The 19,322-nt window shown below is 73.1% G+C and carries 15 protein-coding genes; 8 read left to right on the top strand and 7 right to left on the bottom strand.

Annotated elements, in window-relative coordinates:
* The first annotated feature begins 5 nt into the window (after positions 1–5).
* Genes O7598_RS02350 through O7598_RS02340 form a run of 3 tightly spaced genes read left to right on the top strand, consistent with a single transcriptional unit; the run spans position 6 to position 2,807 of the window.
* The gene (locus O7598_RS02350) at positions 6–968 is read left to right on the top strand and encodes a carbohydrate ABC transporter permease (RefSeq protein ID WP_269689814.1); all 963 of its coding nucleotides are present in this window, start codon (positions 6–8) and stop codon (positions 966–968) included.
* A gap of 10 nt (positions 969–978) precedes the next feature.
* Positions 979–1,803, top strand: coding sequence for a carbohydrate ABC transporter permease (locus O7598_RS02345; protein WP_269689813.1), 825 nt, complete (start codon positions 979–981; stop codon positions 1,801–1,803).
* Positions 1,800–2,807: a glycoside hydrolase family 43 protein gene (locus tag O7598_RS02340; protein ID WP_269689812.1), complete on the top strand. Its 1,008-nt coding sequence runs from the start codon at positions 1,800–1,802 to the stop codon at positions 2,805–2,807. The genes O7598_RS02345 and O7598_RS02340 overlap by 4 nt, the downstream gene beginning before the upstream one ends.
* Before the next feature lie 90 nt (positions 2,808–2,897).
* Here O7598_RS02340 and O7598_RS02335 read toward each other — a convergent pair whose 3' ends face one another.
* Positions 2,898–4,394 carry an APC family permease gene (locus tag O7598_RS02335; RefSeq protein ID WP_269689811.1) on the bottom strand — a complete coding sequence of 499 codons (1,497 nt, stop codon included), beginning with the start codon at positions 4,392–4,394 and terminating at the stop codon, positions 2,898–2,900.
* Positions 4,395–4,683: 289 nt separating this feature from the next.
* On the opposite strand from O7598_RS02335, the gene O7598_RS02330 reads away from it, so the two are divergent.
* Positions 4,684–6,342 carry a glycoside hydrolase family 10 protein gene (locus tag O7598_RS02330; RefSeq protein WP_269689810.1) on the top strand — a complete coding sequence of 553 codons (1,659 nt, stop codon included), beginning with the start codon at positions 4,684–4,686 and terminating at the stop codon, positions 6,340–6,342.
* Positions 6,343–6,392: 50 nt separating this feature from the next.
* Here O7598_RS02330 and O7598_RS02325 read toward each other — a convergent pair whose 3' ends face one another.
* Complete coding sequence (locus O7598_RS02325; RefSeq protein WP_269689809.1) at positions 6,393–7,079, bottom strand: class I SAM-dependent methyltransferase; 687 nt, start codon at positions 7,077–7,079, stop codon at positions 6,393–6,395.
* Positions 7,080–7,243: 164 nt separating this feature from the next.
* Complete coding sequence (locus O7598_RS02320; RefSeq protein WP_269689808.1) at positions 7,244–7,891, bottom strand: PadR family transcriptional regulator; 648 nt, start codon at positions 7,889–7,891, stop codon at positions 7,244–7,246.
* A 193-nt stretch (positions 7,892–8,084) separates the two neighbouring features.
* On the opposite strand from O7598_RS02320, the gene O7598_RS02315 reads away from it, so the two are divergent.
* Positions 8,085–8,627: a phospholipase gene (locus O7598_RS02315; protein ID WP_269689807.1), complete on the top strand. Its 543-nt coding sequence runs from the start codon at positions 8,085–8,087 to the stop codon at positions 8,625–8,627.
* Positions 8,628–8,681: 54 nt separating this feature from the next.
* Here the strand turns inward: O7598_RS02315 and O7598_RS02310 are convergent, their stop codons facing one another.
* Positions 8,682–11,492 (bottom strand): ATP-binding protein, encoded by a 2,811-nt coding sequence (locus O7598_RS02310; protein ID WP_269689806.1) that lies wholly within the window; start codon positions 11,490–11,492, stop codon positions 8,682–8,684.
* 128 nt (positions 11,493–11,620) lie between these two features.
* Positions 11,621–11,845, bottom strand: a complete 225-nt coding sequence (locus tag O7598_RS02305) for an FmdB family zinc ribbon protein (protein WP_091066098.1) — start codon at positions 11,843–11,845, stop codon at positions 11,621–11,623.
* 38 nt (positions 11,846–11,883) lie between these two features.
* Here O7598_RS02305 and O7598_RS02300 point away from each other — a divergent pair, with 38 nt between their 5' ends.
* The 3 genes from O7598_RS02300 to O7598_RS02290 all read left to right on the top strand — a co-directional run bounded on the left by O7598_RS02300 (position 11,884) and on the right by O7598_RS02290 (position 17,758).
* On the top strand, positions 11,884–13,302 hold the full coding sequence (locus tag O7598_RS02300; RefSeq protein ID WP_442929785.1) for a murein transglycosylase: 1,419 nt from the start codon (positions 11,884–11,886) through the stop codon (positions 13,300–13,302).
* Between the two features lie 72 nt (positions 13,303–13,374).
* On the top strand, positions 13,375–14,391 hold the full coding sequence (locus O7598_RS02295; RefSeq protein ID WP_091065420.1) for a GNAT family N-acetyltransferase: 1,017 nt from the start codon (positions 13,375–13,377) through the stop codon (positions 14,389–14,391).
* 94 nt (positions 14,392–14,485) lie between these two features.
* Positions 14,486–17,758 carry a lamin tail domain-containing protein gene (locus O7598_RS02290; protein ID WP_269689805.1) on the top strand — a complete coding sequence of 1,091 codons (3,273 nt, stop codon included), beginning with the start codon at positions 14,486–14,488 and terminating at the stop codon, positions 17,756–17,758.
* A 32-nt stretch (positions 17,759–17,790) separates the two neighbouring features.
* Here the strand turns inward: O7598_RS02290 and O7598_RS02285 are convergent, their stop codons facing one another.
* A complete protein-coding gene (locus O7598_RS02285) occupies positions 17,791–18,408 on the bottom strand; it encodes a helix-turn-helix transcriptional regulator (protein WP_269689804.1) in 618 nt (205 codons plus the stop codon).
* A gap of 541 nt (positions 18,409–18,949) precedes the next feature.
* Positions 18,950–19,297, bottom strand: a complete 348-nt coding sequence (locus tag O7598_RS02280) for a MerR family transcriptional regulator (protein ID WP_269689803.1) — start codon at positions 19,295–19,297, stop codon at positions 18,950–18,952.
* Positions 19,298–19,322 lie beyond the last annotated feature (25 nt).

Raw genomic sequence — 19,322 nt, 5'->3', positions numbered from 1 at the left:
CCGTCGTGGCGGACGTGATCGAGGCCGGGGCGGCGCGTGACAGCGCGCCGCCCCCGGCGGGGCCCACCCGTCGCCGGCGCGCGACGGAGCGCGGCAACCGGGCGACGCCGTACCTCTTCCTCGCGCCGTACCTGATCCTGTTCGGCGTCTTCGGGCTGGCGCCGATCCTGTTCGGGGTCTGGATCAGCCTGCACCAGTGGGACCTGCAACTGCCCAACCGGCCGTTCATCGGGTTCGACAACTACCAGGACCTGTTCTCCAGCGACTCGGCCATCTACGGCGACTGGTGGTCCAGCGTCCGGGCGACAGGCATCTTCACGCTGTTCTCGGTGCCGCTGCTGGTGGTCATCCCGCTGGGGCTGGCGCTGCTGCTCAACCGTTCGTTCCCCGGCCGCACGTTCTTCCGGGCCGCGTTCTTCGCCCCGTACGTGCTGGGCGTGGCGGTGATCGGCCTGCTCTGGCGGTTCCTGCTGGACGCCAACCTGGGCCTGGTCAACCGGCTGCTCGGCGCGGTCGGCCTCCCCTCGGACACGCCGTGGGTCACCGACGTGCCGTGGGCCTGGGTCTCCCTGGTCGGCGTGACCGTGTGGTGGACCTGCGGCTTCAACGCGGTGATCTACCTGGCCGGCCTCCAGGACATCCCGGCCGAGCTGTACGAGGCGGCGAAGGTCGACGGGGCCGGCGGGTGGGACCGGTTCCGCCACGTCACGATCCCCGGCCTGCGCCCGGTCATGCTCTTCGTCTTCACCACCACGATCCTCGCCTCGGCGAACGTCTTCGGGCAGGCCTTCCTGATCACCCAGGGCGCGCCGGGCGAGCAGACCCGGACCGTGGTGTGGCGGATCGTCGACGAGGGCCTGCGCGACTACGACGCCGGTCGGGCCGCCGCGATGAGCGTGTTCTTCGCGCTGATGCTGGCCGTGGTGAGCATCGTCAACTTCCGGCTGTTCCGCTACCGGGAAGACTGAGGGACCGACCATGTCGAAAGTCCGTCCGGTGCTGCGCTACGGCGTACTGCTCCTGATCACCGCGATCTTCGTGACCCCGCTGGTGTGGATGCTGCTGACGTCGGTGAAGACCTACGACGCCGCGCAGCAGGTTCCGCCGAGCTGGTTGCCGAACCCGTTCTCCACCTACGGCTACGACCAGATCCTGAACAGCACCGCCAACCCGGTGCTGCGCTGGTTCCTCAACAGCATGCTGGCGGCCACCCTGCACACGTTGCTGGTGCTGGTCACCGCGTCGATGGCCGCGTACGCCCTGGCCCGGATGCGGTTCCGCGGCCGCAAGGTGCTGTTCGCGCTGATCGTGGGCACGCTGTTCCTGCCGCCCACCTCGCTGATCATCCCGAACTTCATCATCGCCGAGCGGATCAACTGGATCGACACGCTGACCGTGGTGATCGTGCCGGGCGCGGCGAGCGCGTTCGGGGTGTTCTTCCTGCGCCAGTTCTTCGTCTCCATCCCGGCGGAGCTGGAGGAGGCGGCGGTGCTGGACGGGGCGAACCAGTGGCAGATCTTCCGCCAGGTGCTGCTGCCGCTGTCCAAGCCGGCCCTGGCCACTCTGGCGGTGCTGTCGTTCCTGACCAACTGGAACGACTTCCTCTGGCCGGTGTACGTGCTGTTCAGCCCGGAGCGGCTGACCCTGCCGGCGGGCCTGGGCCTGCTCCAGGGCGCGTACGTCACCGACTATCCGGTGATCATGGCGGGGGCGATGCTGGCGAGCGTGCCGGTGCTGATCCTGTTCGTGTTCGCGCAGCGCCACATCATCCAGGGCGTCTCCCGCAGCGGCCTGAAGGGATGACCGGCCGACTGTTCCGGCGCGGCGCGGCGGCCCTGGCCGTCGCGCTGCTCGCCGCCGGTTGCGGCGGCGGACCCACCACCGAATCGAGTACGCCGAAGGACGCGAACGTGTTCACCAACCCGGTCGTCCGGACCGACGCACCCGACCCGCAGGCGATCCGGGTGGGCGACACCTGGTACCTGTTCCACACCAACGCCGGCGGCCAGAACGTCCCGGTGCTCACCTCGCCCGACCTGGTCGAGTGGACGCCGGCCGGCGACGCGCTGCCGGAGCTGCCGGACTGGGCGGACGCCGGGAAGACGTGGGCGCCGGAGGCGATCCAGCTCGCGCCGGACCGGTTCGCCCTCTACTACACGGTGGCCGACCGGGCCTCCGGCCGGCAGTGCCTGGGCCGGGCGGTGGCGAGCGCGCCGCTCGGGCCGTACGCGGACGACTCCGACAAGCCGCTGGTCTGCCAGCCCGACCTGGGCGGCTCGATCGACGCCAGCCCGTTCCGGGACACCGACGGCAGCCTGTGGCTGTTGTGGAAGAACGACGGCAACGCGATCGGTGTGGACACCTGGCTCTGGTCGCAGCGCCTCTCGCCGGACGGGCTGACGCTGACCGGCCCGGCGACGAAGCTGCTCAAGCAGACCGAGCCGTGGGAGGGGACCCTGATCGAGGGGCCGTTCTTCCACCGGCACGACGGGAAGCTCTTCCTGTTCTTCGCCGCGAACGCCTACGACAAGGACACGTACGCCGAGGGCTACGCGGTCTGCGAGGGCCCGACCGGGCCGTGCGTGAAGGCGCCGGAGAACCCGATCCTGAAGAGCAACGACGTGGCCACCGGGCCGGGCCACGCCTCGATCGTCGAGCAGGACGGCCGCACCTGGCTGCTCTACCACGCGTGGCCGCCCGGGCAGGAGGGCACCACCGATCCGGGCCGGCAGGTGTGGCTGAACGAGCTGGTCTGGACCGACGGCAAGCCGTCCGTACGCGGCCCCCTCACTCAGGTGACCCGGTAAGGAGGGGCCCCCTCTTAACGCCTCCGGTATAGAAGGGGCCCCCTCTCACCACCGGGTGTTAAGAGGGGGCCCTTCCTTGCACAGCTGGTCTCAGGGGGTGGGGGCGGGCTCGGGGGTGTCCTCGGCGTGCTCGAGGCGGGCCAGCCGGTTCTTGCGGTGCCCGTAGCCGAAGTAGATGATCGCGCCGAGCGCCATCCAGATCAGGAACCGCACCCAGGTCTCCACCGACAGGTTGAGGCTGAGGTAGAGGCAGGCCACCGCCGTGACGATCGGCAGCACCGGCGAGAACGGCACCTTGAACGGCCGCTCCAGGTCGGGCCGCCGCTTGCGCAGGATCGGCACCGCGATCGCGACCAGCATGAACGCGCAGAGCGCGCCGATGCTGACCAGGTCGGCCAGCGCGGACAGCGGCAGGAAGCCGGCCAGCAGCGCGACCGCCACCGTCATGATCGCGGCGATCCGGTACGGGGTGCCCCAGCGCGGGTGCACCTTGGCGATCGACGGGGGGATGAGCCCGTCCCGGGCGATGGCGAAGCCGATCCGGCCCATGGCCACCAGGTCGACCAGGATCACGCTGGTCAGGCCGGCGACGGCGGCGATGGAGACGAGCGTCGCGGCCCAGCCGGCGCCGACCGCCCGGAACGCGGACGCGATCGGCGCGCCCTCGTCGATCTCGGTGTACTTGACCATGCCGACCACGACCAGCGAGACGCCGATGTAGAGCACGGTGGAGATGACCAGGGTGCCGAGCAGGCCCAGCGGCAGGTCGCGCTTGGGCTTGCGGGTCTCCTCGCCCAGGTTCGCCACGGCCTCGAATCCGGTGTACGCGAAGAACACCACGGCGGCGGCGGTGAGCACCCCGACGAAGCCGAAGACGGAGGGCTCCAGCCCGAACAGGGCCTGGGTGACCGGCTGCTTGATGCCGTCGTCACCGGCGCCGGCCGGCTCGCTGGACGGGATGAACGGGGTGAGGTTGGCCGCCTTCACGAAGAACAGCCCGGCGATGACCACGAAGGCGCAGATCGCCACCTTCACCAGCACCAGCACGTTGGTGACCCGGGCGGACTCGCGGATGCCGACGATGGCGACCACGCCGAGCAGCAGCACGATGCCGATCGCACCCAGGTTGACGATGCTGCCCTCCTCGGCGAACCAGGCGCTGGGCAGGCCGAACAGGTCGGCGAGGTAGCCGGACCAGCCGCGGGCCACCACCGCCGCGCCGAGCGCGAACTCCAGCAGCAGGTCCCAGCCGATGATCCAGGCGACGATCTCGCCCATGGTGGCGTACGCGTAGGTGTAGGCGCTGCCGGCGGTCGGCACGCTGGAGGCCAGCTCGGCGTAGCAGAGCGCGGCGAGCAGGGCGACCACGCCGGCGATGCCGAAGGAGATCACCACGCCCGGGCCGGCGGTGTTCTTGGCCTCGACGCCGGTCAGCGTGAAGATCCCGGTGCCGATCACGATCCCGATGCCGAAGCCCATCAGGTCGACCGGGCCGAGCCGGCGCCGAAGCCCGGGCTTGCCGTCTTCGCCGTCGGCGTCGCCCTGGGCGAGCACGTCCTTGATCGGCTTGGTCCGCAGGACTGACATGGATCACCTCCCCCAACAGTGCGAACCGCCGCGGTCGGCGGCCCGTGACCGGCCAAGCTACCCAGCCGCTCCCTCACCCAATCCAGTACGCGAGGTGTCGGAATGGTCACGATCCGCGAGGTGACCCCGCTCACCGGGACCCGCCCGGCGGATGCCTGCGCATCGATCCGGGCCGGGGTCTTGCGCCAGGTCGGGATAGATGAAAGTTTTCTACCGGCGGCTTGAACTGCGCGGCGAATGTTGCCGTGGCCGCCGTCCGTCCCCGGACCCGACGAAGGGACCGCACCGCATGAAGGCAACTCCGCTCAGGGCCGCCGCGCTGGCCGTGGCGCTGCTCGGCGCGCTGGTGGCCGGCGTTCCGGCGCAGGCCGCACCGACCGAGACGACAACCACCAACTCCACCGACTGCGTGACGAACCCGGCCACCCCCAAGCGGCAGTTCCGGGCCATGTGGATCGCCTCGGTGACGAACATCGACTGGCCGAGCAAGGACTCCTGGACCGCGCCGGACCAGGTCGCCAAGCAGAAGGCGGAATACCTGGGCTGGCTCGACCTCGCCCAGAAGCTCAACCACAACGCCGTCGTGGTCCAGGTCCGCCCCACCGCCGACGCGTTCTGGCCCTCGCCGTACGAGCCGTGGTCGGAGTACCTGACCGGCGTGCGCGGCAAGAACCCCGGCTGGGACCCGCTGGCCTTCCTGGTCGCCGAGTCGCACAAGCGGAACCTGGAGTTCCACGCCTGGTTCAACCCGTACCGCGTCTCCATGCCGGCCCCCGGCGGCGCCGGCGCCGACCTGTCGCAGCTCGCGCCGGACAGCCCGGCCCGGGCGCATCCGGACTGGGTCTTCGCCTACCCGCCGGCCGGCGTCGCCGGCAGCCGGCTCTACTACAACCCCGGCATTCCCGCGGTCCGCGAGTTCGTCCAGACCGCGATGATGGACGCGGTCAAGCGGTACGACGTCGACGGCGTGCACTTCGACGACTACTTCTACCCGTACCCGAGCGGCACCCACCAGGTGCCCGACGACGCCACCTTCGCCCAGTACAACCGGGGCTTCACGGACAAGGCGGACTGGCGGCGGGACAACATCAACCTGCTGATGCAGGAGATGAACGTCAAGATCAAGGCGGCCAAGCCGTGGGTGAAGTTCGGGGCCAGCCCGTTCGGCATCTGGCGCAACGCCTCGGCCGACCCGAACGGCTCGGACACCACCGGCTCGCAGTCCTACGACATCATCTCCGCCGACACCCGTAAGTGGATCAAGGAGGAGTGGATCGACTACGTGGTGCCGCAGCTCTACTGGTACATCGGCCAGTACCCGGCCGCCGACTACGCCCGGCTCGTGCCGTGGTGGGCGGAGCAGGTGCGCGGCACCAAGGTCCAGCTCTACATCGGCCAGGCCGACTACAAGAGCGGCGACCCGGCGTACGGGTCGTTCTGGATGAACCCGCAGGAACTGTCGAACCACCTGACGTTGAACCGGTCGTACCCGGAGGTGCTCGGCAACGTGCACTTCTCGGCCGTGCAGGTACGGGCGAACCGGCTCGGCGCCACCGACATCTACGCGGCCGAGCACTACTCACGGCCGGCGCTGGTGCCGACCATGACGCACCTGCCGCACAAGCCGCTGCTCTTCCCGGTGGTCACCAAGGCCCAGCGGGAGGCGGACGGGGTGCGGCTGAGCTGGCGGCAGCCCGCCGACGGCAAGGGCCCGCTCGGCACCGCCGCCTCGTACGCGATCTACCGGTTCGACGGCCTCGGCCTGGCCGGTCGCTGCGACTTCGCCGACGCGTCCCACCTGGTCGGCACCGTGCGGGCCACCGACGGCGCCACCCAGTCCTGGGTGGACACCACGGCGGTCGCCGGCAACCGCTACACCTACTACGTGACCGCGCTGGACCGCCTGGCGAACGAGAGCCCGGCGAGCCCGCCGCGCTTCGTCCGCTGACCGGTGACGCCCGGGGCTCCCGCCGTGGAGCCCCGGGCGTTCCCCGGCGGTCAGCCGGCGCGGGTGAGCCGGACCTCCAGGCCGATCCCCCCGTCCCGGTCCACCTCGGCACCACCGAACGCGCTCGCCCCGGCGAGCCGGGCGAAGGTGTCGGCGGTGACCGCCCGCCGGCGCAGCATCCGCAACGCCGAGCGGGTCCAGAAGGCGTCCAGCCGGCCCAGCCCCATCCCGGCCACCTCCCGCGCGATGTCCGCCGCCGAGATGTCGGACCGCAGGTCGTGGATCACCGCCCGGCCGCCCGGCCGCAGCACCCGGTGCATCTCGTCGAGCGCCCGCACCGGGCGGACGAAGTTCTTGAACGCCGCCTGGCAGACCACCAGGTCGAAGGCGCCCGCCGGGAACGGCAGGTCGTGGACGTCGCCCTGGCGGAAGTCGACGACCACGCCCGCCCGCCGGGCGGCCTCGCCGGCCAGCGCCACGAACGTCCGACTGACGTCCAACCCGGTGATCCGGTACGCCCCGAGCCGGGCCAGCTCGATCGCCAGGTAACCGGGGCCGGGCGCGACCTCCAGCACCGCCGCCCCGTCGGGCAGCCCGTCGGCCAGTCTCGCGGCCTGCCGGCGGTACTCGGCCAACTGGGCCGCCGAGCCTCGGTTGCGGGCGTACCAGCGGGCGGTCGCCCCCTCCATCTCGGGCATCACCTTGCGCTTGGGCGCGCGCAGGTCCTTCGTACCCATCTCTTTCCTCCGTCTCGATTCGTGCGGGCACGAACCGACCCGGGGACGGACGCCCGGTTATCGTTGCGGTTGCCACCTTGCGGCCGGGCTGCCGTTCCCGCGGTATCGGTTCGCAGGTCAGGGCCCCGGCGGCGGTGTTACCGCACCCCGCCGGGGTCCGTGGGTCAGTGCTCCTCGGTCCCCCTCTCCGCCGGTTCCGCCCACTCGGGCGGCATGGCGCCGGTCTCGTGCCAGGCCCGCCACGCGGCCAGCCCCGGCAACGAACCGGTGGTCAACTCGTCGAGCAGCCCGCGCACCCAGGTCGCCTCGGCCTTCCGGACGGCCAGGTCGTACTCGGCCTCGACGAGGAAGAGCCGGGGCACCTCGCGGGCGTGCCGGGCCAGCTCGGCCCGCTGCGCGGCGAGCTGCTCGGTCAGCCGGTCGAGGCGCCGCCGCAGCAGCTCGGTCGCCTCGGCCGGGTGGAGCGCGCCGAGCACGGACAGGCCGGCCTCGAAGCGGGGGTGCTCCCGCTCCGGCACGGCGACCAGCTCCCGGGTCCAGTCCACGAGCTCGGCCCGCCCGGCATCGGTGATCCGGTAGACGGTCCGCTCCGGACGCCGCCCCTGCCGGCCGCTCTCCACGGCCGCGAGCAGGCCGTGCCGTTCCAGGTTCGCCACCACGGTGTAGAGCGAGCCCCACTTGATCGGCATGTCCTGGTCCTTGCCGCGCGCGCGGAGCACGGTGGCGATCTCGTACGGGTGGCGCGGGCGCTCGACCAGCACGGAGAGCACGGCGAGCGCCAGCAGGTTGCCGACCCGGCGTCGCTTGGCCACGACCGAACTCCTCGCTGCCGATTACTCGTAGACGAGCATAGAGGGCTCGCTCCGCGAGGCCATTCGTCTGTTTGGGCGAATGTCAACAAGTGTCCGTCCGAGGCATCCCCCGACGTCGCCGCATTGATCGACAATCTTCGAAATCCGGAGATCCCGGAGCGCTCGATCCGACGCCGACCACGCGGAGGTCCCCATGCCCCGACGCCTCGCCACCACCCTCGCCGCTGGGCTGATCGCCCTGCTCACCGTGCTCGGCCTGGCCGCACCGGCCAGTGCCGCGGTGAGCACCGCGCAGAAGCTCTCGGTGCTGTCCTCCTGGACCCAGACCAGCGCCACCAGCTACAACGCCTGGAACAGCGCCCGGCTGAACAAGTCACCGTGGGCGGAGTACGGCTTCGACTGGTCCACCGACTACTGCTCGTCCAGCCCGGACAACCCGCTCGGCTTCTCGTTCAACCTCTCCTGCTACCGGCACGACTTCGGCTACCGCAACCACAAGGCCATGGGCATCTTCCCGGCCAACAAGTCCCGCCTGGACAGCGCGTTCTACGAAGACCTCAAGCGGGTCTGCGCCACCTACAACGCGGTCGTCCGGCCCGCCTGCTACAGCCTCGCCTGGACCTACTACCAGGCGGTCAGCGTCTTCGGTTCGGTCGCCGCGGTGCAGCAGGCCGACATCGACCGCGCCGCGAAGATGAAGGCCGACGCCGAACGTCGCGCCGCCGCCCGAAGCTGATCCGCCGCCGGGGAGCCCGCCCGACGGGCTCCCCGGCACACGGCTCGGGGACGCTCAGCCTGCGGTGCTCCGGGGCTCGGCCGCCGGCCGCGACCCGGACGGGCCGAACCAGAACGAGTCGGCCGTCAGGTCCGGATGCTCCACGTGCAACGCCAACGCCGCCGCCTCGTCCAGCCGCAACCCGGCACCCGCGCCGTACGCGGCGTCGAACGCCTCGTCGCCCAGGGACCGGCGCAGCTCCGCCTGCCGGGCCAGCCAGTACGGCTCGAAGATGCCCGGGGTGGCCCGCAGGCTCGCCCGGGTGGCCTGCGCCGCGCCGAAGAGCCGGGCCGCCGCCACCGCGTCCCCGGCCAGCGCGCAGCGCACCGCGATCGCGTTGATCGTGTCGCAGGCCCGACCCAGGTAGCCGTGGCTCATCCGGGACCGTAACGCCACCAGCAGGTGCTCGTGCGCCGCGACCAGGTCGCCGCGGGCCAGCGCCACCATGCCCAGCAGCATGTCCACCGACCGGCGCCCCCGCTCCACCGGGCGGGCCGCCTCCACCGGGCGGGCCCCGCCGAGCACGTCGGCCGCCTCGTCCAGCGCGCCCCGCCTCCAGAGCAACTCGGCCAGGTTGTAGACGGCGAGCAGCGCGTCGCCGACCACGTCCTGCGCGTACGCCCAGTCGAGCACCTCCCGGCAGACCCGCTCCGCCTCGGCGAACTGGCCCATGTCGACGAGCGGCGCGGCGCGCCCGGCCAGCACCCGGGCCAGCAGCCCCAGGTCACCGGCCTGCCGGGCGGCCGCCTCGGCCCGCTGCGAGTAGCGCAGCTCCTCGGCGAACTCCCCGTCGGCGCCCGCATGCAGCGAATGCATGTGGTAGGCGGCGGCCAGCTCGGCCTCCGGGATCTCCTCGCCGGTCTCGGCGATCCGGCCGTAGAGCCGGAACAGCCACAGCCGCCCCTCCCGGGCCAGCCCACGCTCGCGCCACCACTGGTCCAGCCCGCCGGCCAGGTAGAGCCCCGACCGGGCGCTGCCGCCGGTGGCGCACCACCGCAACGCGGCCCGCAGCTCCCCGGCCAGCGGATCCAACGCGTAGAGGGAGAGCGTCACCGGCCGGCCGTCCGGGCCCAGGTGCGCCCGGTCCAACGCGTGCCGGGACCAGGCGACGTGCCGGTCCCGGGCGGTCTGCTCCTCACCCGCGGAGACCAGCCGGCGGGCCGCGTACGCCCGGATCGGGTCCAACATCCGGTAGGTGCTGCCCGAGGCGTGCGGCTCGGCCAGCACCATCGACTTGTCCACCAGCACCGACAGCGGATCCAGCGGATCCTCGTCGAGCAGCCACTGCACGGTCGGCAGGTCCACCGGGCCGGCGAAGACCGCCATCCAGCGCAACAGCCGGGACGAGCGGGCGCCCAGCGTCCGGTAGGACCAGGTCACCGTGGCCTGGATGGTCAGGTGCCGCTCACTGGCCGAGCGCTGCACCGCCCGGGTCGCCGGGGTCGGCGGCGCGGACCCGGTCGCGGCGGCCACCAGGTCCACCGTGTCCTGCTGGTTGCCGCTCCAGCCGGCCTCCACCGGCGGCGGCTCCGCGGAGTCCCGCCCCGCGTCCAGGGTGCCCAGCATGTCGTCGAGCCGCTCGGCCAACTGCCCGGCGGAAAGCACCCGCAGCCGCGCCGCGGCCAACTCGATGGCGAGCGGCAACCCGTCCAGCCGGCGCACCACCCGGCGCAGGTCGTCCTGCTCGGTCGGCTCCGGCGGTCGCCCACCCCGGGCCGCGGCGGTGCGGTCCAGCAGCAGGGCCACCGCGTCGCTCCCGCCGACACCCGGGCCCTCGTCCACCGAGAGCGGCGGGATCCGCCACACCACCTCGCCCGGCACCCCGAACGACTCCCGGCTGGTCGCCAACACCCGCACCCCCCGGCCGCCGGCCAGCAGCCGGGAGATCACCTCGGCCGAGGCGGCCGGCTGGGCGTCGCAGGTGTCCAGCACCACCAGCATCCGGCGCGGCGCCGCGTACTCGACCAGGGTGTCGACCATCGGCCGGCCCGGCTCCGGGCGGAGGCCCAGCACGGCGGCGATCTCGAACGCGACCAGCCCCGGGTCGGTCACCGCGGCGATGTCGACGAACCACACCCCGTCCGGATAGTTCTCGACGATCCCGGAGGCCAGCTCCACGGCCAGCCGGGTCTTGCCGGCGCCGCCCGCGCCCAGCACGGTCACCAGCCGGTACGCCTCCACCAGCCGACCCAGCTCGGCCCGCTCGAAGTGCCGCCCGACGAACGAGGTCACCTGGGTGGGCAGGTTGTGCGCCGCCGCGTCGGCGGTACGCGGGCGCGGGAACCGTCGCTCCAGGCCGGGCGCGACGAGCTGGAACAGCCGCTCCCGGTCGTCGAAGCCGCGCAGCCGGTGCAGCCCGAGGTCGAGCAGGGAGGCGCCGTCGGGCAGCGGATCGGCGTGCCGGGCGGTGGCGGCCGAGCAGAGCACCTGACCACCGTGCGCGGCGGCCGCCACCCGGGCCGCCCGGTGCACCTCCGGGCTGGCGTACTCGCCGTCGCGCGGCTCGGCGTAACCGGTGTGCAGGCCCATCCGGACGCGGGGCGTCGCGTCGGGGTTCGGCCACTCGTGGGCGGCGAGCGCGCGCTGCGCGGTCAGGCAGGCGTGCACCGCGGCGGCCGCGTCCGGGAAGGCGAGGAAGAACGAGTCGCCCTCGGTCAGCAGCTCCGCCCCGTCGGTGCCGGTGAGCGTGTCGCGCAGCAGCCGGCGGTGTTCCGTCAGCACCGGCCGGTAGACCGGGCCGAGCATGCGGGCCAGCCGCGTCGAACCCTCGATGTCGGTGAACACGAAGGTCACCCACCCGCTCGGGAGGTGGATCCGTTGCGACATACGTCGAACCTCCGCCCGCTGACGTCGGGTTCATGCTGCCCTATGATCGCGTCGTCACGCATCGTGAGAACGGTCGGGCAGATTCCGACCAAACGTTCCCACGAGCGACGCGGTACCCGCCGCCCGGGTCAGCAGCCGCAGGCGCCGCCGCAGCAGCCACCGCCGGCCGGGGCGGACGCCCCACCGACCGGCCCGGCGCCGCCGCCCCGGCCGGTGAACGCCACCGTGGAGAGCAGCTTCACCGTGTCGGCGTGGCCCTGCGGGCAGGTCGCGGGCCGGCCGGCCTCGGCCATCGGGCGGTTGACCTCGAAGGTGTCGCCGCAGGCGCGGCAACGGAACTCGTACCGGGGCATGACGCCAGCGTACGGCCGGGCCTGACGCCGTCGCACGGATGGGTGATACTCGACGGGTGGTGGACGGCGAACGGCGATCGACGGTCCGACCCCTGCGACCCGCCGCGCCGCCCGACGGCGACGCCGGGCCGGTCCCCCGCCCGCGACGCGGCGCATCCACGCCCAAGTCCACTCCGGAGGCCGCGACCGCACCGAGGAGCGGGCCCGGAACCGGCGCGAAGCCGGAGACCGGCGCGACCACCCCCGACACCGAGCCGACGCCCGACAGCCCCACCGCCGAGCTGGAGCCGGCCGGCAAGGACGGCACCGCCACCGAGGCGGGCCCCGCGACGGGCGACCGGGCCGGCGCGAAGCCGGACCCCGAGGCCGGCGACAGCGCGGGCGCGAAGCCGGGCCCCGAGGCGGGCGACAGCGCCGGCGCGAAGCCGGATCCTGAGGCGGGCGACAGCGCCACCACCGGGCCGGGCGACGACGGCGCCGAGCCGAAACCGTCGGCGGCCGGCCGGCGGCGGCGGGTGCCGTTCGCGCACGCCGGGCGGGTCCGCCCGCGGCAGCTCGCCGTCGGCGCCGCCCGGGCCATTCGCGCCTGGTCGCGCCGGCCGAGCGGACGCACTGCGGTCCCCGCGCTGTTCCTGCTCGTCCTGGTCGGCGCCGCCGTCGCGGCCGGCGCGGTGCTCGTGCCGGCCGCCGTCCGCAAACCCGAGCCGGTCGCGGTCGAGGCCACCAGCGCCGCGCCGATCCTCGGCGTGCCGCAGACCGGCGCCGTGCCGGGGCTTACCGCGGCGCCCGGCCCGACCGGCCAGCCGGGCCTGCCCGGCACGGTGGGCCCGACCGGCACGCCGCCGGCCGGTGGCACAACCGTCGCCCCGGTGCCGCCGACCGGCCGCCCGGCCGACGCGCTGAGCGGTTGGGCGCAGCGCGTCGGCGCCACCACCGGGATCCCCGCGGTGGCGGTGCAGGCGTACGGCTACGCCGAGCTGGTGCTCGCGCAGACCCACCGCAGCTGCCAACTGAGCTGGACCACGCTCGCCGCGATCGGCTTCGTGGAGTCCCGGCACGGCTCGTTCGGCGGGGCGACCCTGCTGCCCAGCGGCCTCACCTCGAAGGAGATCCTCGGCTCGCCGCTGGACGGGCAGGGCGGCCGCTCCCGGATCCTCGACACCGACCAGGGCCGCCTCGACGGCGACACGACCTACGACCGGGCGCTCGGGCCGATGCAGTTCATCCCGAGCACCTGGCAGGAGATCGGCGCGGACGCCGACAACGACGGCGTGAAGAACCCGCACGACATCGACGACGCGGCGCTGGCCGGGGGCGAATACCTGTGCAAGGGCGGCCGGAACCTGACCATCCCGGGCGACTGGTGGGGCGCGATCCTCTCCTACAACGATGTGCGGCGCTACGCTCAGGAGGTCTTCACGAAGGCCGACGAGTACGGGCGCTCGAGCGGCACGTGATGTGACGACGCGCGCACATTCGCGGACTCAACCCTTCCCCCGAGCTGCGGTTGACGGCAAGCTAGACGGGTGATGGTGCGCGAGTGGGACCCTCGGACCGCGTCGTCCGCCGAGATCGCGTCGCTGTTGGACACGCTGAACGCGGTCCTGGCGGCTGATCTCCCGCAGGATCCGCCCTGGCGGGCGAACTCCCTTCGGGAATACCTGTCCGAGGTGATGCCCGGCGAACGACGGATCTCCTGGGTCGCCCAGGACGACCCGGCGCCCGACGGCACGCCCGGCGCGATCGTCGGGCACGTGCACGTGCTGCTGCTCGGCGGCATCGGCGTGCTCGAGGTGCTGACGCACCCGGCGCGTCGACGCACCGGCATCGGCCGCGAGCTGGTGCGGGTGGCCGCCCGACGGGTCTGGGACGAGGGCTTCCAGTCCATCGGCGTCGAGGTGGTCGGCGACACCCCGGCCGTCGGGTTCTACGAGGCGCTGGGCTTCACCCGGGACTACGTCGAGACCCGCAGCGTGCTCGACCTCGGCGCGGTGGACTGGCCGGCGCTGACCGAGATGGCCACCGAGGTCGGGGCGGGTTACCACGTCGAGTTCTGCCCGGGCGGGCCGCCGGACGAGCTCATCGAGGCGTACGCGCGGGCGAAGGCCGAGGTGCGCGAGGTGGACGACGTCGAGCTTCGCCCCAGCTCCTACGATCCCGACCGGCTCCGCGACAGCCTCGCCACACTGCACCGGCGGGGCATGAAGCCGTACATCGTGCTGGCCCTGCACGAGCAGACCGGCGAGGTGGCCGGGTTGACCGAGGTGGTGGTGCCGGCGCAGCACCCGACCCGGGCCGACCAGTACGACACCATCGTGGTCCGCGAGCATCGCGGCTACGGCATCGACCGGGCCATCAAGGCGCGGATGCTGCTGGAGCTGCGCTCGGCCGAGCCCGAGGTGGCCGAGGTGCAGACCTGGAACGCGCAGGTCAACGAGTCGATGCTCAAGGTCAACGCGGAGCTGGGCTACCGGCCCGACCGCGACTGGTGCGAATACGGCGTTGACGTCGGCGAGTTGGTGCACCGGCTGGACAGCCATCGTTGACCCCTGTTCACCAAACGGCTGGCCGGGGGATGGACGACGGACGGCCGTGACCCTTAACGTGCGTTAGTTCCCGCCCACCCATCGTGGAGGCTCCATGCGCCCGCGCCGCACACTGGCCGCGCTCGCGACCACCGCCGCCGTCACCGTCACGGCGATCGGCGTCGCACCCCCTGCGGCCAGTGCCGCGCCCACCGACCTGTTCATCTCCGAGTACGTCGAGGGGTCGTCCAACAACAAGGCCGTCGAGCTGTTCAACGGCACCGGCGCCCCGGTCGACCTGGCCGCCGGCGGCTACCAGCTCCAGCTCTTCTTCAACGGCGCCACCACCTCGACCAACGTGGCGCTGAGCGGCACCGTCGCCGCCGGGGACGTGTTCGTCTTCGCCGCCGCGGCGGCGGCGCCGGCCGTTCTCGCCCAGGCCGACCAGACGTACGGCGGCGCGCTGTTCAACGGCGACGACGCGATCGTGCTGCGCAGGGGCGAGACGGTGGTCGACTCCATCGGGCAGGTCGGCGTGGACCCGGGCACCGAGTGGGGCAGCGGGCTCACCAGCACGGCCGACAACACGCTGCGCCGGCTGCCCTCGGTGAGCGCCGGCGACACCGACCCGGCGGATGCGTTCGACCCGGCGGCCCAGTGGGCCGGCTTCGCCACCGACACGTTCGACGGGCTGGGCAGCCACAGTGTCGACGGCGGCGGCCCGGTCGACCAGCCGGCCACGCTGACCTGCGGCGGCGCGCTGACCCTGGAGGCGGGCGCCACCGCGACGCGCGAGGTGACCGCGACCGACGCCGACGACACGATCACCGACCTCGCGGTCACCTCGGTCGTCCCGACGCCGGCGAGCGGCTCGATCAGCCGTACCGCGTTCACCCCGGCGACCGCGGCCGGCGGCACCGCCAAGGCGACGCTGACCGCGACCGGCCTGCCGGCCGGCCCCTACACCGTCACCGTGACCTCGACGGACGCCGACGGCGGCACCGCCAGCTGCACGATCGCCGTGCAGGCGACGAGCGTGCTCTCCGTCGGCGAGGTGCAGGGCCGCACCGGCGACGACGAGAGCGGCCGCACCGACCGGTCGCCGCTCGCGCCGGCGACCGGCAACGGCACCAGCTCGACGCTGTACGACGTGCGCGGCGTCATCACCGGCAAGTCGCTGACCCGCACCTCCGCCGGAGCCGACCAGTGGGGCTTCTATCTGCAGAGCCGGCTCGGCAGCGAGGACGGCGACCCGCTCACCTCGGACGGCATCTTCGTCTTCACCGGCGCGTTCACCACGCTGATCGGCGGCTACGCCCCGACCGTCGGTGACGAGGTCGTGCTCCGCGGCCGGGTCTCGGAATACTTCAACCAGACCCAGCTCTCCAGCGCCTCGCTGGTCCGCAAGCTCGACTCCGGGCTCGACGTGGACACCGCGGTCCGCACCGACGACGCGGTGCCGCCGGCCGAGGCGGACGCCGCCGACCTGTTCTGGGAGCGGCACGAGGGTGAGCGGATGCGGGTCCGGGCCGGCAGCGGCGTCTCCGCGCCCCGGCACATCTACGCCTCCACAGCGGATTCCGAGATCTACGTGCTGGACCGCGAGGACCCGATCATGAAGCGGTCCGACCCGTACGCGCGGCGGGTGTTCCGGGACGCGCACCCGCTGGACGACATCCCCGGCACGCTCTTCGACAACGGCAACAACCAGCGGATCCTGCTGGGGGCCGGTGGCGTGAAGGCGACCGCCGGTGACTCCGGCGCACTCCTGCCCGAGGCGCGCACGTTCGACACGCTGACGGAGGACGCCTTCGGTTCCGTCTCGTACGCGTTCAGCAAGTACAGCGTGCAGCCCGAGCAGCTGACGCTGACCGGCGGCGCGGACCCGGCGGAGAACCACCCGCCGCTGCCGGCCGACCGCAACGGCGAGGTCGCGGTCGCCACCTACAACGTGGAGAACCTGTACGACTACCGGGACGACCCGTTCGACGGCTGCGACTTCGCGGGCAACAGCGGATGCCCCGGTGTCAGCCCGCCGTTCGACTACGTGCCGGCCAGCCCGGAGGCGTACGCGGCCAAGCTGGCCACGCAGGCGCGGCAGATCGTCAACTCGCTGCACAGCCCGGATCTGATCCTGGTGCAGGAGGCCGAGGACCAGGACATCTGCTCGGTGGTCGACGGCAGCCTCGCCTGCGGCGACACCAACGACGCCGACGGCGCGCCGGACACCGTGCAGGAGCTGGCGCTCGCCGTCGCGGCGGCCGGCGGCCCGGCCTACGCCGCCGCGTACGACCGGACCGGCGCGGACGCCCGCGGCATCGCCTCGGCGTTCCTCTACCGCACCGACCGGCTGACGCTGGCCCAGGCGACCGCCACCGACCCCCTGCTGGGCGCCACGCCGACCGTGGAGTACCGCTCGTCCGCGTTGCCGTCCAACGCGGACGTGCAGAACCCGAAGGCGTTCAACGCGGTGCTGCCGGCCGACGTGGACCGGTCGACCGGTGTGGACGGCAGCAACGTCTACACCCGGGCGGCGCAGCTGGCCCGGTTCACCGTCAGGGCGGCCCCCGGGTCGAGCGAGCAGTTCACGCTCTGGGCGGTGGCCAACCACTTCTCGTCCGGGCCGGACAGCCGGGTCGGGCAGCGCCGCGAGCAGGCCGCGTACGGTGCCGCGCTGGTGCGGGCGGTCGAGGCGACCGACCCGGACGCGCGGGTGGTCTACGGCGGTGACCTGAACGTCTTCCCGCGCCCCGACGACCCGATCGTGACCGCGCAGAACCCGACCCCGTCGGACCAGCTCGCCCCGCTCTACCAGGCCGGCCTGCACAACCTCTGGGACGACCTGGTCGCGGACGCCCCGGCGGCGGCCTACTCGTACACCTTCAGCGGGCAGGCGCAGACGCTGGACAACATGTTCGTCAACGACCCGATGCACGCGGACCTCGTGCAGGTGCGGACCGCGCACATCAACGCCGACTACCCGACCGACGCCCCGGAGCTGGGGGACCGGGGCGCCAGCGACCACGACCCGACGGTGGCCCGGTTCCGCTCCCGCGCCGCGCTGCGGGTGGCCGACACCTCGGTGACCGAGGGCGACAAGGGCACCACCACGATGACGTTCACGGTCACCGTGTCCCGGCCGCTGTCCGAGCCGGCCCTGCTCTGCGCGGCCACCTACGGCACCACGGCACAGGCCGGCTCCGACTACGACCCGTACGTGGGCTGCCGGGTGCTGGCCGCGGGCCGGACGTCGCTGGCCTTCCCGGTCACCGTGCGCGGAGACCGCAAGCGGGAGGCGGACGAGCGACTCACCTTGTACGTGGCCGGCGTGCCGGGGCTCCGGCTGGCCGACCCGTCCGGCGTCGGGACGGTCCTGAACGACGACTGACCGGCCCACCGCCCCGCGGCCCGTCGTTCCGCTCACCAGCGGATCGGCGGGCCGCCGCGGTATCCGCAGCGCTGCGGATCCTTCGGTGGTGGCACGTTGCGGTACTTGGCCACCCGGACCTCCCACTGGCTGCGCCGCCGCAGCGCGTCCCGGACGGCCCGGTCCCGGTAGAACGTCTCCGGCGGTCGGGCCAGCCCGTAGATGTCGGCCCACCACTCCCCCGGCTGCGGGTCGACGACGACGTCGAGGTGCGACGGGTATCGCCGCTCCGCGCCGTCGCGCAGGTCGGCCCGATCTCGCATCGGCGTGAGCACGGTGCCGGAATCGTCGACGACGACGAGCCGGAAGCCGGCCGTGCCGACGATGCGCGACAGCATGGCGAGACTCGGCACCAGGGCGCCGGCCTCGATCCGGCCGACCGTGGTCGGGTGCACGCGGGCGAAGCGGGCCAGTTCCCGTTGGCTGGCGTCGGCGCGGCGGCGGACCGCCCGGACGATCCCGGCGGCCGGGAAGGGAACGTCGAGCGGTTCGGTGAGCAGCGCCGGCCGTTCGTCGTCCTCGGGCGCACCGGCGCCGCCACGGGTGGCGGGCGGGTCCGGCGCGGCGGCCAGGGCCGCCTCGGTCGTGGCGTCGTCGGTGGGGCCGGTCATGCCGTCACGCTCGCGCCTCCACGCCTGACCGGCAACCCCGCCCGCGCCGGCTGTGGACAACCCGGGCCTGTGGCGGCCGCCTCTCGACGCCGCACCGACGCGTGTTCCCTCAGGGCGTCACGGAGCGTCATTTTCACGGTGCGTGACGCTCGGCCTCGTCCGTTCAGCTGACTGCCGCCCTCAGAAGCCGCCCAACGGACAAATGGTCGCGATCGGGCCCGGCGACCAGGACGCCCGCCGCTGCCTTTGCTCTGCAACCACGGAAGCAGCGGTGACCGAACGTTCCTGCTGCGTCGATGGCTGCAGAGCAAAGGCAGCGGGAGGTGAGGGCTGCGGCGGGCGGGAATGTGACGCTCCGCCACGAAGGCCGCTCACCCCGGCGAGCTCGGCGGAGGACCGGATGATGCGGCGCGCAGACCGGGGCGGCGGAGGCGAGCCGGCGGCCGCGCCGGACGCGGAGGACGGCGCGTCGTCCCGGGGGCGACGGACCACCTCACGACCGCCGAGAACGAACGGGTCAGGACGAGCCGCGCCCTCTGGGTCACAGGTCGCAGAGGCGGCGGCCGGAGCGGATGTCGTCAAGCGCGGCGTGCAGTTCGGCGATGCGCCGCTCCGCCTCGGCGGTGAGCCGGTCGTGCAGTCGTTGCCAGTCGGCCAGGGCCGGCTCCGGCGGCAGGGCGGCGAGCAGGTCCCGGATCTCGCCGACGCTCAGCCCGATCCGCTGCGCCACCCGGGCGACCCGCACCCGGCACGCCGCGTCGGGACCGAACCGGCGCTGGTTGCCGCTGGTCCGGCCGGCCTCGATCAGGCCCTGGCGCTCGTAGAAGCGGATCGCGGAGCCACTGACCCCGCTCTCCCGGGCCACCTCGCCCACCGTCAACGTGTGCACGATCGCTCCCCACGCCGGCTTGACT

Origin of the sequence: Micromonospora sp. WMMC241 (assembly GCF_027460165.1) — a bacterium.
GTDB classification, from domain to species: domain Bacteria; phylum Actinomycetota; class Actinomycetes; order Mycobacteriales; family Micromonosporaceae; genus Micromonospora; species Micromonospora humi.
The sequence above is the reverse complement of the archived record's forward strand: the minus strand, read 5'-3'. Positions and strand labels throughout refer to the sequence as shown.

Coding starts and splice junctions, on each gene's coding strand:
- O7598_RS02345 (WP_269689813.1), top strand. CDS start 979: ATGTCGAAAGTCCGTCCGGTGCTGCGCTACGGCGTACTGCTCCTGATC.
- O7598_RS02340 (WP_269689812.1), top strand. CDS start 1,800: ATGACCGGCCGACTGTTCCGGCGCGGCGCGGCGGCCCTGGCCGTCGCG.
- O7598_RS02335 (WP_269689811.1), bottom strand. CDS start 4,394: ATGTCAGTCCTGCGGACCAAGCCGATCAAGGACGTGCTCGCCCAGGGC.
- O7598_RS02330 (WP_269689810.1), top strand. CDS start 4,684: ATGAAGGCAACTCCGCTCAGGGCCGCCGCGCTGGCCGTGGCGCTGCTC.
- O7598_RS02325 (WP_269689809.1), bottom strand. CDS start 7,079: ATGGGTACGAAGGACCTGCGCGCGCCCAAGCGCAAGGTGATGCCCGAG.
- O7598_RS02315 (WP_269689807.1), top strand. CDS start 8,085: ATGCCCCGACGCCTCGCCACCACCCTCGCCGCTGGGCTGATCGCCCTG.
- O7598_RS02310 (WP_269689806.1), bottom strand. CDS start 11,492: ATGTCGCAACGGATCCACCTCCCGAGCGGGTGGGTGACCTTCGTGTTC.
- O7598_RS02305 (WP_091066098.1), bottom strand. CDS start 11,845: ATGCCCCGGTACGAGTTCCGTTGCCGCGCCTGCGGCGACACCTTCGAG.
- O7598_RS02300 (WP_442929785.1), top strand. CDS start 11,884: ATGGGTGATACTCGACGGGTGGTGGACGGCGAACGGCGATCGACGGTC.
- O7598_RS02295 (WP_091065420.1), top strand. CDS start 13,375: ATGGTGCGCGAGTGGGACCCTCGGACCGCGTCGTCCGCCGAGATCGCG.
- O7598_RS02290 (WP_269689805.1), top strand. CDS start 14,486: ATGCGCCCGCGCCGCACACTGGCCGCGCTCGCGACCACCGCCGCCGTC.
- O7598_RS02285 (WP_269689804.1), bottom strand. CDS start 18,408: ATGACCGGCCCCACCGACGACGCCACGACCGAGGCGGCCCTGGCCGCC.